General features: G+C 28.8%; 14 protein-coding genes. 2 read left to right on the top strand and 12 right to left on the bottom strand.

The features are described from left to right. The coding region (locus tag RSF37_RS04980) for a SpaA isopeptide-forming pilin-related protein (RefSeq protein ID WP_332563296.1) at positions 1-2377 on the bottom strand (2377 nt) is incomplete at its 3' end. 247 nt (positions 2378-2624) lie between these two features. Here RSF37_RS04980 and RSF37_RS04975 point away from each other — a divergent pair. Beyond that, positions 2625-3548 (top strand): peptidoglycan-binding protein, encoded by a 924-nt coding sequence (locus RSF37_RS04975; protein WP_332563295.1) that lies wholly within the window; start codon positions 2625-2627, stop codon positions 3546-3548. 78 nt (positions 3549-3626) lie between these two features. On the opposite strand, the gene RSF37_RS04970 is transcribed toward RSF37_RS04975, so the two are convergent. Both RSF37_RS04970 and RSF37_RS04965 read right to left on the bottom strand, forming a co-directional pair. After that, positions 3627-4334: a GntR family transcriptional regulator gene (locus tag RSF37_RS04970; protein ID WP_332563294.1), complete on the bottom strand. Its 708-nt coding sequence runs from the start codon at positions 4332-4334 to the stop codon at positions 3627-3629. Positions 4335-4357: 23 nt separating this feature from the next. Then, the gene (locus tag RSF37_RS04965; protein ID WP_332563293.1) at positions 4358-5767 is read right to left on the bottom strand and encodes a GH1 family beta-glucosidase; all 1410 of its coding nucleotides are present in this window, start codon (positions 5765-5767) and stop codon (positions 4358-4360) included. A gap of 212 nt (positions 5768-5979) precedes the next feature. On the opposite strand from RSF37_RS04965, the gene RSF37_RS04960 reads away from it, so the two are divergent. After that, the gene (locus RSF37_RS04960; protein ID WP_442878707.1) at positions 5980-7215 is read left to right on the top strand and encodes a CapA family protein; all 1236 of its coding nucleotides are present in this window, start codon (positions 5980-5982) and stop codon (positions 7213-7215) included. 118 nt (positions 7216-7333) lie between these two features. Here the strand turns inward: RSF37_RS04960 and RSF37_RS04955 are convergent, their stop codons facing one another. The 9 genes from RSF37_RS04955 to RSF37_RS04915 form a co-directional block, all read right to left on the bottom strand. Then, complete coding sequence (locus RSF37_RS04955; RefSeq protein WP_332563291.1) at positions 7334-8596, bottom strand: PTS ascorbate transporter subunit IIC; 1263 nt, start codon at positions 8594-8596, stop codon at positions 7334-7336. A 93-nt stretch (positions 8597-8689) separates the two neighbouring features. Beyond that, complete coding sequence (locus RSF37_RS04950) at positions 8690-8974, bottom strand: PTS sugar transporter subunit IIB (protein WP_332563290.1); 285 nt, start codon at positions 8972-8974, stop codon at positions 8690-8692. Positions 8975-9007: 33 nt separating this feature from the next. After that, positions 9008-9454 carry a PTS sugar transporter subunit IIA gene (locus RSF37_RS04945; protein ID WP_332563289.1) on the bottom strand — a complete coding sequence of 149 codons (447 nt, stop codon included), beginning with the start codon at positions 9452-9454 and terminating at the stop codon, positions 9008-9010. A 145-nt stretch (positions 9455-9599) separates the two neighbouring features. After that, positions 9600-10517, bottom strand: coding sequence for a transketolase family protein (locus tag RSF37_RS04940; protein ID WP_332563288.1), 918 nt, complete (start codon positions 10515-10517; stop codon positions 9600-9602). A 12-nt stretch (positions 10518-10529) separates the two neighbouring features. Continuing rightward, positions 10530-11348 carry a transketolase gene (locus tag RSF37_RS04935; protein ID WP_332563287.1) on the bottom strand — a complete coding sequence of 273 codons (819 nt, stop codon included), beginning with the start codon at positions 11346-11348 and terminating at the stop codon, positions 10530-10532. Positions 11349-11380: 32 nt separating this feature from the next. Continuing rightward, positions 11381-13516, bottom strand: coding sequence for a BglG family transcription antiterminator (locus RSF37_RS04930; RefSeq protein ID WP_332563286.1), 2136 nt, complete (start codon positions 13514-13516; stop codon positions 11381-11383). A 114-nt stretch (positions 13517-13630) separates the two neighbouring features. Further along, positions 13631-14128, bottom strand: a complete 498-nt coding sequence (locus tag RSF37_RS04925) for a hypothetical protein (protein WP_332563285.1) — start codon at positions 14126-14128, stop codon at positions 13631-13633. Positions 14129-14484: 356 nt separating this feature from the next. Next, the gene (locus RSF37_RS04920) at positions 14485-14853 is read right to left on the bottom strand and encodes a hypothetical protein (RefSeq protein ID WP_332563284.1); all 369 of its coding nucleotides are present in this window, start codon (positions 14851-14853) and stop codon (positions 14485-14487) included. A gap of 13 nt (positions 14854-14866) precedes the next feature. Continuing rightward, positions 14867-15577, bottom strand: a 711-nt coding sequence (locus tag RSF37_RS04915; RefSeq protein ID WP_332563283.1) for a hypothetical protein, incomplete at its 5' end; no start/stop codon positions are given.

Raw genomic sequence — 15577 nt, 5'->3', positions numbered from 1 at the left:
CTTTAAAGATTGCTCCACTTAAAGTTTTACCATTATCACTATCAACTTTTGTTAATATTACTGACCCTGGTATTAGTTCATTCTTTGCTGTTACTTTCGCTACATCCTTTTGTGACACAACTATTTCAAAAGCTATTGGGTTACTATTTAACTTATATCCTTCTGGCGCTTTTGTTTCAATGAATGAATAATTTCCTGGCTTAAGATTATCTACTGTAATCTTTCCATCTTTATCTGTAGTTAAGTTTTCTGCAACCATTTTATTATTGCTATCTACTACTTTAAAGATTGCTCCCTCTAATACTTGTCCGTTATCACTATTAACTTTTGTTAAAACTACTGATCCTACATCCAAATCATTTTTCATATCTTGTAGTTTAACTATATTACCAATATCACTATCTTTAACTGTAAATTTAACTTCATTACTATTTAAAATATATCCATTTGGTGCCTGTACTTCTTTAATATAATAATCTCCTGTTTTACTTAAAGCTGAAGTTACTAGCCCATTTTTATCACTAGTCAATGTACTAATAACATTATGATTACTATCTAAAAGATTAAATTTAGCACCTTCTAATTTCTTAGATGGATCTTTACTATCCACTTTATAAAATGAAAGTGAGTAACCCTTTTTTGTTACAACTTCATTAGTAGTTGATTTATTTATTTTTGCAATATTATGTATACTACTTCCACCTTTAACATTGCTAAAATCAGTTTTAATTAAAACTTTTAACTTTTGACCATACTCAATTCCGCCTTTATTATTTACAACCTTAATCTCATTAGTATTTTTATCAACTGTTGCTGTAAATTCTTTTGGAACTTGTACATCTAAAATTTTAACACTTTTATCTATCTTGTCTGTCAAATTAATATAATTTGCATTAAAATATCCATAGCAATCAAAGTCAATTGAATAGTTTACAATATTATTATCTCCATCCTTAATTTCAGTTTTATCAACTGATTTATGAGCATTAATTGCACCTGCATTCATCTCATATTTAACATCAGAATCAGCTTCTTTGGATGTTTTGTTATACGTTAATTTTGCTTTGTTATTGTATTCCTTTTCTATACTTTCAACTTTTAACTTATAACCTATAATGTATCCTTTGCTTGTATTTCCAAAATCTACAGTAATTATATTATTATCAATTTTTATTTTGTCTTTAAATGAACTTGTAACCTCATTTTGACTACCATCAGCATTTTTTTCCCATATAACTATACTATTTGGAAGGAGTTTCATTCCATTAGGCATAAAGTCCTCTAATATAGCATCACTCATCTGTGCATTATTCTGATTTATATCAATTCTGTAAGTTACTTCCTCTCCAACACCACTAACTATATTTTGTTTTTCACCATTTTCATCCGTTCCTTGGTCATTAGTAAAACTTGTTTTAGTTATCATAGTATCATCATCTTTTGTTTTTACTATAGTAGAACTTTGCAAATTACCATCTTTAGTTTGAAGATTTGCTACATTTTCATATTTAAGTTTTTGAGTTTTTATTTTAGTTGTATATTGTACTATGTATTCATTACTTATATTTATAAATTTAACTTGTAGGAAATCTGGTGATTTTGAAATTACACTTTTCATTTCATCTGTTACATCTTTTGATGTACCATCGGCTCTAACCTCTTTAATTTTTACTGTATCTTCTAATAAGCTCATACCTTCTGGCATTCTATCTGTTAATACAGCATTATTTAAATTAGAAAATTTTTCATTTATATTTATAGAGTAATTTACGGTTTTTCCTACTGCTGGATTGTTTACAACAGTTTGCATCTTCCCATCTTCTGGCCATGAGTATCCATCTATTGTTTTAAAAAGTTCTCTATCAATTGGTTTTGGTGGCTGTGGTGGATCTGGCTTATCATCTGGGTTCGGCTTTATTGTTATATCAAGATTTTTTACAATACCATTTAATTCAACTGTAACCTTTTCTTTCTTTGGACTATCAACCTTTCCAGCTGTTGCTTTAATTGCGATATATCCTCCAATTGCATCATCAACATCCTTTCCAAATGTAGCAATAACAGCATTGCCTTCTTTCCTTATAGCTTTAAAATGTTCTTTAGGATGTACAGGTGTTAAATCTTTAAAATCATCTGGTAATGTAAATCTAATTTCATCTCCTTCCTTTACAGTTCCAGGTCCCCCTTTAATTTGATAATCTAATGTAAATTCAATTCTGTCTCCACTTTCAACTGCCTCTTTATTTGATGTAATATTAAGTTCTATTCCCGAGTTTTCTGCAAATGCAAATATACTAGGAAAGCTTATATTTATAAGCATATTCATAGCTACAACTATTGCACCAAACTTAAAAAACCTTTTTTGTTTAAAGTTCATACATTCATTCTCCTCCATACTATAAATGTACTGTTGCATATATTATATTTATAACAGTGTTAGACAGTATACATTTAAATTATTAATAAAATTTATACAGTTAGTTAATTATTTATGAATTTTAACTACATCTATTATTTAATATATATAGTTAACTAAATATAATTATTAATTATATCATCTGTAACACTGTTAAAATTTAACTCATAATATATAATAATCGAAAGTTAAAAAGGAGAGATGCTTTATGAAAATAGCAGTTAGAGGTGGGCATAATTTTAGCGTTCCAGGTGCAAGAGGAATTATTGACGAAACAACTGAAGATAGAAAAATAAAGGATTCACTAATAAAATATTTAAGACTTTTAGGACATAATGTTTTAGATGTGACTCCACCAGATTCTTATAATAATGTTAGTTCTGATTTAGTTTATGGAGTAAATAAGGCTACTTCCTTTGGTGCTGATTTATTTATAAGTTGTCATTTCAATAATGCTTACAGAAATTACACCGGATCAATCGGCTCAGAGGTTATTGTTTATAAAAATAGTTTTGCTGAAGCAAATTCTGCAATGAGTGCTCTTGCTTCACTTGGTTTCAAAAATAGAGGCGTAAAAGCTGATCCTGGCTTATATGAATTAAGAGCCACTTCTATGCCTTCTATGATATTAGAAATTTGTTTCGTTGAAGCTACTGATGATGTTGCACTTTACAGACGTTTAGGATTCGATACTATATCAAAAACTATAGCAGAATATATATGTGGTAAAAAAGTTCCAGTAATTACTACTGCTCCAAGCAAACCAAGTACTGGTTCAACTTCTAATAATACCCTCAAGGAACTTTGGCAATTATCAATAAGTGGCGATTTAGTTAAATCACTTCAAAGAGAATTAAATTCACAAGTTAATGCAAATCTAACTGTTGATGGTTTATTTGGACAATCTACCTTAAATAAGTGTATTACAGTTAAAGAAGGTTCAAAAGGTGGCATTACAAAGATACTACAATCTAGACTAATCTCTCTTGGATATTCTGTAGGATCATATGGTGCTGATGGATCATTTGGATCATCAACAAAGGCTGCAATTATAAAATTCCAGAAATCTAGAAAGCTAACAGCTGATGGAATTGTTGGCAAAAACACTTGGAAAGAACTTTTTAAAAAATAATATAATAAAATATTAAGCCATTTTTCTCATAATTTTTGCCCCTGATGTTCCAATTGATACATCAGGGGCAATTTTATTTTATTTATAATTTGTAAGGCTTAAAAGCTTTGCTTCTTTGTAATTGAAAATATTTTTAGAAAGATTAAATACATGTCCATTAGTTAAATATACAGTATCCTCTATTACAAGTGCTGGATCTCCATCATCTAGTTTTAAGATTTCTGCTGTTCCCTTATTTAACTTTTCGCAGTATATAATTTTATCTGCAAAGCCAATATTAAGTTTAAGTCCTTCCGTTATATACTTATATATTGAAGTTTTTGCTATCTCCTCATTTAAATAAGGTACAATATTTTTAATATAGTATGCATACTCCACAGCTACTTCTAAATTATCTATTATTCTTATACGTTTAACCTTATATATTTCTGTGCCTTTATCACACTTCATTTTCTCTGCTAGTTCATCATCAGCCAAAATAATTCTCAAATATATAACTTTAGTCCTCACTTCTTTACTTTTAAATTCTGAAGTAAATCCTTTCATATCCCCAAGGGTTAAATACCCTTCTTTTGACGTCTCTCTTATAAAAACCCCACTTCCTTGAACTCTATAAATATGACCCTCGCTTACAAGAATATCAATAGCTTTTCTTATTGTATTCCTGCTTGATTCAAACTCTTTCATTAGTTCTTCTTCAGTTGGAAGTTTCTTTTTATCATCATATATTTTACTTTTAATATTTCTTTCAATTACTTCTGCAATCTCTTTATATTTTGCTGCCATTTATAGCTTCTCACTCCTAAAGTTTATAAATTTTCTCCTCTTGTTTCAATTACATTTTTATACCAATAGAATGATGCTTTCTTCTTTCTCACTAAGTTATTCTTATGGTCTACATATATAAATCCATATTGCTTTTTATATCCATTAAGCCAACTTAATAAATCAATAACTGACCAAGCATAATATCCTTTTAAATTAATTCCCTCTTCAATGGCTTCTTTAACAACTTTTAAATGTTCTTCTATAAACTTAATTCTTGGAATATCCATAATTTCATCTTCAATAATTGGATCTTCATCACCAAGACCATTTTCGGTAATATAAAGTTTCACATCTCCATATCTAGCTTTTAACATTCTAAGTCCCTCTAAGAATCCTTCAGGTGATATTTCCCATCCCCATTTAGTATACTTCTTATCTTCCATCATAACAGTTTTATAAAAACCGTCAAATGAAATACTTCCTGCAGCTCCAGTTGAATTTTCTCTTGAATGACTTACAGAGTCTAACTTTTCATAATTCTTAGCGACCCTTTGAGGTTGATAATAATTAAGCCCCATAAAATCATTTTTACTTGCATTTTCTTTTAATATTTTAAGTTCTTCCTCTGTCCAATCTGGAGTAGAGCCTCTCTTTTCTAACTCTTTAATTACATACTCTGGGTATTCCCCCTTAAGTATTGGATCATAATACCAGTAAGTATCATAATTATTAGCATGTTCTGCTGCAATTATATTATCTTCTTTATTATCAATTGGATATGCTGGGTTAAATACATTCGTTATTCCAATCTCACCATACTGTTTTAAATCTTTATAAATACTAACTGATTTTGCATGTGCCACAAATACGTTGTGTATAGCATCAAAATATTTCTTCTCATCATTTTGGATTGCTGGTGGATGCGCTCCAAGTATATATCCTAGCTTACAAAAAACAACTGTTTCATTAAAAGTTATCCAGTGCTTTACTCTATCACCAAAGGCTTTAAAGCAAATATCTGCATAGTTTACAAAAGCATCTATAGTCTTTTTATTTGTCCAACCACCTTGTTCTTCTAATACTTGTGGTAAATCCCAGTGATATAATGTTACAAATGGAACTATACCATATTTTAAGCACTCATCTATTAAATTATTATAAAACTCAATTCCTTTTAAATTTACTTCTCCATCTCCATTTGGAAGAATTCTTGGCCATGAAATTGAAAATCTATATGATTCAAGTCCCATCTCTGCCATTAACTTTACATCTTCCTTATATCTATTATAGTGATCTACTGCTACATCACCATTTGTTCCTTCAAATGTTTTGCCTGGTATTTTAGAAAACACATCCCAATTGGAAAGCCCTTTACCATCTCTGTCCCAAGCTCCCTCTACCTGGTATGAAGCTGATGCTGCTCCAAATAAAAAATCATGTGGAAATCTCATAATATTATCCTCCTAATAAACCATATTTTATTGGTATCTTTTAAATTCATACCAATAAATTTATATTTTCATAATAAACCATTTAAATTATTTTGTAAACCTTAACTTTGAATTTTAACTTTTTTCTATAATATTGTATAAAAAGTAAATAAAACTTCTTATACTTTAATTGGTTATGCTATAATATCGTTATCAAAATATACAAGGGGTGGATAAATTTGGCCAGAAATAAAAATAATATAAAGTTTGCTAGAAACTCTTTAAAATCTCGTCAAAGACGTAGAAAAATATTAAGAAATAGAATAATTTTTGTAGTTTTAATTTTATTAGTTTTAGGTGGCGCTTACTATGGAATAAGTACATATAGAACTCATAAGAAAAATGAAGCTGCAAAGCAGGAACAGTTAGATGCACAATCTGCTAAAGATCAAAAGGAAAAAGATGATGCTAAAGCTTTAGAAGATGCAAAGTCAAAGGAGAAAAAGGATGTAGTTTTAACTATGGCTGGCGACTTTACATTAGGTACAGATGATACATTTAATAAGCAAACTAGTCTTCCTGCTGCAGTGTCAGCATCAGGTAATGATTACTCATCTTTACTTAGAAATGTGAAAAAAGTTTTTGAAGATGATGATTATACATTAGTTAATTTAGAAACAACATTTACTAATGCTACTCAAAAAAAAGATAAAGGTGGCTCTGTTCAATTCCATTTTAAAGGACCTGCTTCCTATGCAAATATATTAACTTCATCATCAATTGAAGGAGTAACTGTAGCTAATAATCATATTTATGATTATGGAACTCAAGGTTTCAATGATACTATTGCCACACTCGAGAAAAATAAAATTGATATAACTGGTGAAGGCCATAAAATCGTAACTGAAATTAAAGGAATTAAGTTTGGTTTCTTAGGATATCAAGCTTGGGATAATAGTGCTAAAACTAAAGAGAAGATTAAAAACGATATTGATGCTTTAAAGAAGGATGGAGTTCAAGTTATTATTCCTTATTTCCACTGGGGTATAGAAAGGGATAGTAAGCCTTCTGAATATCAAATTGACCTTGCTCATTTTGCTATAGATTCTGGTGCTGATATGGTTGTAGGATCTCATCCTCACGTTATTCAATCACTTGAAAACTATAAAGGTAAATTAATTGCATACTCACTTGGTAACTTCTGCTTTGGTGGGAATTCTAATCCATCTGATATGAGAACTTTCATACTTAAAACAAAGCTTAACTTTGTTGGTGATGAACTTTCTAATATGGAATATGAAGTTCTTCCAGCTACTATTTCTTCTGTTACTAATAAAAATGATTATGTTCCAACACTTGCAACAGGTGATAAAGGTAACAGTATTTTAAAATATATGAATGGATTATCTCCTACTCTTGATGGAAAGATAAACAATAAATATTTTGAATTAAAACAGAATCAACAATAAATTTAACAATAAAAGCCTAAAAATATGGAGGTTAACATTTAAAATAAGATTTAGAATTTCTTAGCTTATTTTTACAGTTACCAAAATATTTTTAGGCTTTTTTATATTATTTTAACTTTTATAGTGCGAATACCGCTACTATTTTAGCTATTATTATTCCAATTACACCAAAGTCTGCATCACTAAATGTTGTAGCTGTATAGCCAAGCCCACTTAATGATGGTAATAACAATGCTGGTAAGAATGTTATAAGAAGACCATTTGCAAATGCTCCAAGTATTGCTCCTCTCTTACCTCCTGTTGCATTACCAAATACTCCAGCTGTTGCTCCACAGAAGAAGTGTGGTACAACTCCTGGTAAAATTACTGGTGCATCAAGTGCTATTAATATAAACATTCCAACTATTCCACCAACGAAGCTAGCTAGGAATCCTATTAACACTGCATTTGGTGCATATGGGAATACAACTGGACAGTCTAATGCTGGTTTAGCATTTGGTACAAGTTTCATTGCAATTCCTCTGAATGCTGGTACTATTTCACCAAGAATTAATCTAACACCTGCAAGTATTACATAAACTCCACCAGCAAATGTGATAGCTTGTATTATTGAGAATACTATGAAATTTTGTCCTCCACTTAATTGTTCTTCAACATATGCAGGACCTGCTGCTACTGCAACAATTATATAAAGAATAAGCATAGTTAAACTTATAGCAACTGATGTATCTCTTAAGAAAGTTAAACCTTGAGGTACATTCATTTCTTCTGTAGATTTAGATCCTTTTCCTACTAGTTTACCAACTCCTGCTGATAAAAGATATCCAACTGTTCCAAAGTGACCAAAGGCTATATCATCAACCCCTGTTATTTTCCTCATTATTGGTTGTGCCAGTGCTGGCATTAATGCCATTATAAATCCTAGAAGCAGTGCTCCAATAAGTACAAGTGGTACTCCATTCATTCCACCTGCTATTAATATAGCTGCAAGCATACATGCCATGTATAATGTATGATGTCCTGTTAAGAAAATATATTTAAGTTTAGTATATCTAGCGATTAAAATGTTAACAATCATTCCAAGTGCCATTATTAGTGCTGTTTGAGTACCATAATCAACTAATGCCATTCCGACAATAGCTTCATTATTTGGAACTATACCTGTAATTCCAAACCCATATTCAAACATTTTACCAAAGGCATCTAAGGCTCCAACAACAATTGTTGCTCCTCCACCTAGTACTAAGAATCCCATTATTGTTTTAATAGTTCCAGTTATACAATCAGATACAGATTTTTTTTGAAATATAAGTCCGATTAAAGCAACAAATCCAACTAGTATAGCTGGTGTACTTAATATGTCTAGTAAGAATTTTAACATCTCTGATTCATCTCCCCATTAAATATTTAATTATGTATTTTGCAGATTTACACTTAAAATTTAAATGTAAATCTGCTTAATTAAAACAATTTCTTATATAACATTTTTCTTTTTTAATGCTTCTGTTAATTTTTCTTTTAATTCCTTCATATCTATCATATTGTTTAAAGAAACAACTTCTCCTCCAAGTCCTTCTAATCTTACTGCAATATCTCTAGTTCCTACATATATGTCTGCATTTGTTCCCTTTGCTGATGAAAGATCTGAGTGACTTAAGTCAACGCCTGTAACTCCAAGTTCCTTTAAAACTTTCTCTATATTCATTTCAATCATAAAACTACTTCCAAGTCCACTTCCGCAACATACTAATATTTTCATAACAATTCCCTCCTAAATTTTCATCTTATATTTTTAATTATACTTTTGCATAATTTCGTAAACTTCATTTTGATTACTAGCTTGTAATACATTTTTTAGATCTTCTGCATTCAAGAACATTTCCATTAAGCCTGCTAATAATTCCATATGGTTCTCATTATCTTTAGCTGCTAATGTTACAACTAATTTTACTGGATCATTTTGTTCATTCCCAAAATTCAAAGGTTTTTTTAATGTTACTATGCTTATACCTGTTTCATTAACACCACCTTCTGGCCTTGCATGTGAAAGTACAATTCCAGGAGCTATCACCATATAAGGGCCAAGTTCTTTGAAATTACTTATTATTGCATCTTTATAACGGTTTTCAACAACTCCCTTATTTTCTAAAAGTTCTACTCCAACTCCTATTGCATCTTTCCAATCATCACATTCTTCATTTACTTTTATTAAATCTTTAGTGACTAACTCTCCTAACATAACCTTTCCTTTCAACTCATGTTTTTTTCTTCCTTTTAAGTTAATTCCCTTAACTTGTTTTTATTATATTATTTAAAGCTAATATTTTGAATAGGTTTACATGACCTTCTGTGTCAATTTAAAAATGAAATATTGAACTAATAAATTATATAATCTCTTTACACTTATTCGCTATATCTTCTGATGTCATTGAATACTTATTTGATAAGAACTTCATATTACCAACTTCACCAAAGTGATCTTTAACTCCTATTCCTTTAATTAATGATGGTATTTCACTACAGGCAATTTCACAAACTGAACTATATAATCCACCAATAATATTATGATTTTCACAAGTTACTGCTTTCTTAGTCTTTTTAAGTGATTTAATAATAATATCTTTATCTATAGGTTTTATAGCATGAAGGGCTATAACTTCCGCATTAATACCTTCTTTTTTAAGAATGTCATAAGCTTCTAATGCCTTGTTTGTCATAATACCAGTAGTAAATATGGTTACATCATTACCATCTCTTAAAATATTGCCTTTAAGAAGTGAAAATTTACTCTCCTCTTCATATACTTTAGGCACTTGTTTTCTTGGCATCCTTATATATAGTACACCTTCAAAATTTACTGTATCAATTAATACTTTTCTAAGTTCAACTTCATCACAAACATCAATAATTGTAACTCCTGGTATACTTCTTAAAACACCAATGTCTTCAAAGCTCATATGAGTTCCACCATTTAACTCTGAAGCAATACCTGCATCCGTTCCTATTATTTTAATATTTTGCTTTGCATAGCACATTGATATAGCAATTTGATCACATATTCTTCTTGTTGAAAATGCTGTAAATGTACATATATAAGGATTCATTCCATATGCACTCATTCCAGCTGCCATACTAGCCATATTTTGCTCACTTATCCCAACATCGAAGGCTCTCTTTGGAAATAATTTTCTAAGTGGCATAGTTCCATTAGCCTCTGCTAAATCTGCATCCATAAAAACTATATTTTCATGTTCCCCCATAAGTTCTGTCATTGTATCACATAATACTTTTCTCATTTCCATAATAAATACCTCCTACTTTAATTCTTCTATAGCTATTTTCATTTCTTCATCAGTAAGTCCCATACTATGGTTTTTGTATCCTGCATTTTCTATTACAGTTACACCTTTTCCTTTAATAGTGTTTAAAATAATTAAGCTTGGCTTATCTTGAGCTTTTCCATTTTCTATTGCTTTATGAATTTCATCTACATTATGTCCGTCCACACTTTGAGTAAACCATGAGAAAGCTTCCCACTTCTTATCTATAGGATCCATTTTTACAATATCATTTAAAGTTCCATCTAATTGTAATTTGTTATAATCTAAAAATACTATTAAATTATTAAGTTTAAAATTTGGCGCTGCAAGAGCTGCTTCCCATACTTGTCCTTCATCACATTCTCCATCTCCAATTATGCAATAAATATATGCATTATCATCTTTTATCTTTGATGCTTTTGCCATTCCAACTGCACAACTTATACCTTGTCCAAGTGATCCTGTTGTCATATCAATTCCATTAGTTTTATTCATATCACAGTGACTTGGAAGTAATGTATTTTCTTTATTTAAAGTAAGTAGATCTTCTTCCTTTATATATCCTTTATCCGCAAGAGTTGCATAAAGAGCTGGACCTGCATGACCTTTTGATAATACAAGTCTATCTCTTCCTTCCATCTTTGAATTATTAACGTCTATATTCATTTCTTTGTTATATAAAAGAACTAAAACTTCAACTATAGAAAGACTACCACCGTAATGCCCCTTTCCCACACTATGTATTTCCTCAATTATAAGTCTTCTAACCTTTTTGCACTTTTCAGTTAAAAATAGTATTTCTTCTTTTTTCATATACTTTTCCTCCTTATAAATAAATTAGAATTTTAATTTTTCTTATACTTAGCAAATATATTTAAAACTTCATCTTTTGAAGAAGTATTTTTAAGCTTTTTTAAGTCTGCTGGATTATTTATTAAATCCATAAATTCTAATAATGCGTTTAAATGAGATTCTTTATCCTTGCTTGCAAATGTTAAAACAATTTTTACTGGATCGTTAAATTCACTATTAAACTTAACTGGATACTTTAAATTAATAAAACTCATTGAAGTTCTATTAATATCTCCTCTTAAATCTGCATGTGCTAAGCAAATCCCAGGGGCAATAACCATATATGGACCTAGTTCTTTTAAATTTTTTATAATTTCTTCTCCATATTTTTCTGTAACATATTTATTATTAACTAAAGGCTTGACACCATTTAAAATAACATCCTCATAATCTTTAAGATTAAGCTTAAGTTCTATCATATCTTTCTTAATAAAATCTGTTAAAGATAGCTTTCTATTATTTTTAGGCTTCTTTTCTTCTTTTCTTTTAATTTCATATAAAATTTCATATTTCAATTGTTCTTCATCACAAACAGTACAATGCTTTTTAATCGTATCCATAATACGATTTACTATTTCTATTTCATTATCTTCATTGTCATTTGTAACTTTTCCTATAAGATGTTTTTCAAGTTTTAAATAATCATTTTCACTCATCAATGGACTTACTTTTATATACTCTTCACTTGAAAGAGCTTGTATATCTATTGTACTGATTACGTAATCACAGTTTTCAATTAAATGCCTATCAATATTACGACTTGCATATGTTCCTATAATTTCAACATGAAATCTCTCACATATACTAGCTCCAATCATTTTTGATGTACCAATTCCAGTACCACATACAATTATAATTTTAGCTTTATTACTTTTTCTTTCATTATATTGTCTAAGAGCGGCTGCATAATGAAGCACTATATAAGATATTTCATGCTCACCAAGTTCAGATCCAATAAATTCTTCTAAATATTTACTAGCTATTTGTACCTTTTTAAATAACTCTTCATGTTTTGTTTTTATTTCATCGAATAAGGGATTTATAAGTCTTGAACCATATTTGATTCTATAAATAGACGGTCTTAAATGAAGAATTAGACCTTCTGTAAGTCCTTTTCTCTCTTCATCAAAGCTTATATTGTAATATGTCTCGATATAATCTGTCATTGAATTTATAACATTATAAAGTTCGCTCTCTTCATATCTTTCATCATAATTAATACTATCTTTTAATACCTTTGCACCTAGAAGATGTATTACTATATAATTAATCTCTTCTTTTGGGATTCTAATACTGTAATGGTTTTCTATTTTACGTATAATTTCTTTAGCTACTTCATATTCTTTTGTTTCTAATACAAAGTCCTCATTTATATTAGGTAAGTATATACTTTTATTAAGTTGAACTCTCTTAATCATTATTGCTAAATGAGTAATAAGTCCCCCATAGGCCTCATCACTAAATTCTCTTTTTAGTTCAAATTCAGCTCTCTTTATTAATCCATCAATAAAATCTATATCAATATCAGAAAATAAAGTATCAAATTGAAGATTATTTATTTTTGATTGAATTGTCTTTCTTGAAACATAGTTTAATAAATCTTCTGATGAAATTGTTTTAGATAATATACTTCCTGATGCATTTCTTTTATCTATTTCATCACCTTTAACTAATAAACCAACTTTTGGTTTTCTTACTAGTTCTAAATTATGCTCTTTAAACCAATTATCTATATAATCTAATTCCTTTAATAAAGTATTTCTTGAAACACATAACTTTTCTTCAAAGTATTTGATTTTTACTGGTTTATTAGCTTGTAATAATTTAAGTAGCATATATACAAACCTTTCTTCTTTTGAATATACGTACTTATAAGGAGTGTACTCTCCAGCAAATTTTTTAACGAATTCTTTTAACTTCTTATCATTTGGTGCTTTCACACCTTTTTTATATTTTTTATCTAAATATTCGAATCCATTTTTCACTAGAAAATTTTCTATTTTATCAATCTTATATCGAATTGCTCTATTTGTAACTTTATACTCTTTTGCTATTTCATCTATTTCCACATAGTCATCTTTTTCTATGAGATACTGTAATATCCTTATACAATCTTTGTTTAATTCCATACTTCTAACCTCATCTTCTTTTCTACTTATATTTAATTATATATATATTATTTTTAATAAACTACATCGTATTTGTAACATTTACTTCTGTTTGAAAATGAAATTTTAAACCATTTATTTATTTTTGCTAAGTTCAAATTGTATATACTCCTTAAGCTGATTAATTTCAAATTCTGCCATAACAAATTTATCTTCATTAATAAGCTCCTTTATAAGAACCTTTTTAGAATTAATAAGTAGCCTTTTTTTATCATCTAAAGAATTAAAATCAATCTTATTTAGTTCAACAAATTGCATATTAACCTTAATTCTATTCTCTTTACCAATCTTAATTAATAAATATACCATCTTTCCCTTAACCTTTGGAATATCTTTAATATCATTATCTTTAATTATTTCATTTGCTTCATTTAATATAGCATTATAGCTCTCTTTTCTATCTAATAAAATATAATCCTCACATTTATTTATGTACCCTTTTTTATAAGCTTTAAAGTCATTCATAACTTTAAAATTACTAAATTTCTCGTAATACATTATTCCACCTGTAACAATTACTATTATTATAAAAATTAAAACTATTAAAATTGACTTCTTACTTATCTTCTTCATAACAATCCCCCCAGTTGTATTCCCACGATCTGTTAAGTTATATGAACATCGCTCTTCTCAGGCCTTGGCTCAATAAGTATTTTAAACTTTTCTTCTATTTACTAATATTATTTAAAATAGGATAATCGCAAAATCCATTTACAATTATCCTATCTTAATATTATTCTTATTAATTTTTTCAAATTTAGTTCTAGGGAAACTAGTTTTACTCATTATAATATCCCTAACTCTAATTTAATATTTATTACTTATGACTTCAGTTTCTATAAACTTATTACATTTCAGTATCGTATTAAATATCACCTGCCTGATATAATAAAGCACAGCCTTCAATTTAGATATTTGTATTTTAGAAATCAATAAATATCTATTCTCTGACAATAAAATCTTATATATTCATTTTCTAAAACGTCTTTTGGAATAGAATACTCTTCAAGTTGTAATGATATTTCTCCTATTTTAATTAAACAATTTTTTTTATCTATAAGCTTACCAACTAAATTATAAGCTAATGGCTCTTTTAATTTTTCTATTTGGTACTCATTCCCAGAGTACCTAACTACCTGTTTATTGTTAAAACAATAAACAGGTTCAATCAACTTTTGATTTAACTTAAAATTGCATGGCTGAGAAAAGCACACTAATTCATTAAACCCATCAGTAATTGTAACCTCAGCTTCTAATGAAGTTTCTGAAATAATACTTATTTTACTTATTATAACCATATTTCACCTCCCGTTACTTACCAAGCCCCAAACTCGGAGCTTTTTTTATTAATTCTGATACAGTTTTAATATGAAATGTAGTAATATTTCCAGTTGCCCTATCAAGTCCTACAAATCCATATTTTGCACTCCCCTTCCCTCCTAATAAACGAACAAATCCATTTAACTCTGGAACATACATTCCATTTTGTACCACATAATTAGCATCATTAATATAATCTTTAATATTATATTTACTTTTACCTAAAGCATCCATTATTTCCTTCCCGTGTTTTTTAAAGTGAATATTAGCCTCATCGCCTTTAAATATTAACTTTCCTGATTTAATAGCCTTAATCTCAACCTCAGATATTTCATTAGCTATATTTTTGTAATCTTTTCCTATTATACCGCTTTTAAATATCGTAGCTAATTCATCAGAATTTTTAATACCTTTTTTAATGCATATATCAGCAACTTCTGGCATGAATATACAAGCGAATAACACGCCCCTATTAATTTCTTCATTTGTTATTGTATCTTTTCCATATACAAAATCAACAAAATCTTTAGCCATGTCTATTGGTGTCAACGAAATAATCATAGATACAAATTCACTTGGCTTAACCTGCGGTGCATATGCATGATGAAGTTTTTCTAAATTTCTTTTTTCAAAAATAGGCATTAAATGATATACACCCTTTAATAATTGCCAATTATATTCTATTTCATAATTATTTATATT

The organism is Clostridium sp., from assembly GCF_036643715.1.
Taxonomy (GTDB): Bacteria; Bacillota; Clostridia; order Clostridiales; family Clostridiaceae; genus Clostridium.
Note: the sequence above shows the minus strand (reverse complement) of the source record. Positions and strands in the feature narration are given on the sequence as shown.

Bases quoted from the DNA above. Each gene is read 5' to 3' on its own strand.
- RSF37_RS04975 (WP_332563295.1), top strand. From the start codon at position 2,625: ATGAAAATAGCAGTTAGAGGTGGGCATAATTTTAGCGTTCCAGGTGCA.
- RSF37_RS04970 (WP_332563294.1), bottom strand. From the start codon at position 4,334: ATGGCAGCAAAATATAAAGAGATTGCAGAAGTAATTGAAAGAAATATT.
- RSF37_RS04965 (WP_332563293.1), bottom strand. From the start codon at position 5,767: ATGAGATTTCCACATGATTTTTTATTTGGAGCAGCATCAGCTTCATAC.
- RSF37_RS04955 (WP_332563291.1), bottom strand. From the start codon at position 8,596: ATGTTAAAATTCTTACTAGACATATTAAGTACACCAGCTATACTAGTT.
- RSF37_RS04950 (WP_332563290.1), bottom strand. From the start codon at position 8,974: ATGAAAATATTAGTATGTTGCGGAAGTGGACTTGGAAGTAGTTTTATG.
- RSF37_RS04945 (WP_332563289.1), bottom strand. From the start codon at position 9,454: ATGTTAGGAGAGTTAGTCACTAAAGATTTAATAAAAGTAAATGAAGAA.
- RSF37_RS04940 (WP_332563288.1), bottom strand. From the start codon at position 10,517: ATGGAAATGAGAAAAGTATTATGTGATACAATGACAGAACTTATGGGG.
- RSF37_RS04935 (WP_332563287.1), bottom strand. From the start codon at position 11,348: ATGAAAAAAGAAGAAATACTATTTTTAACTGAAAAGTGCAAAAAGGTT.
- RSF37_RS04930 (WP_332563286.1), bottom strand. From the start codon at position 13,516: ATGGAATTAAACAAAGATTGTATAAGGATATTACAGTATCTCATAGAA.
- RSF37_RS04925 (WP_332563285.1), bottom strand. From the start codon at position 14,128: ATGAAGAAGATAAGTAAGAAGTCAATTTTAATAGTTTTAATTTTTATA.
- RSF37_RS04920 (WP_332563284.1), bottom strand. From the start codon at position 14,853: ATGGTTATAATAAGTAAAATAAGTATTATTTCAGAAACTTCATTAGAA.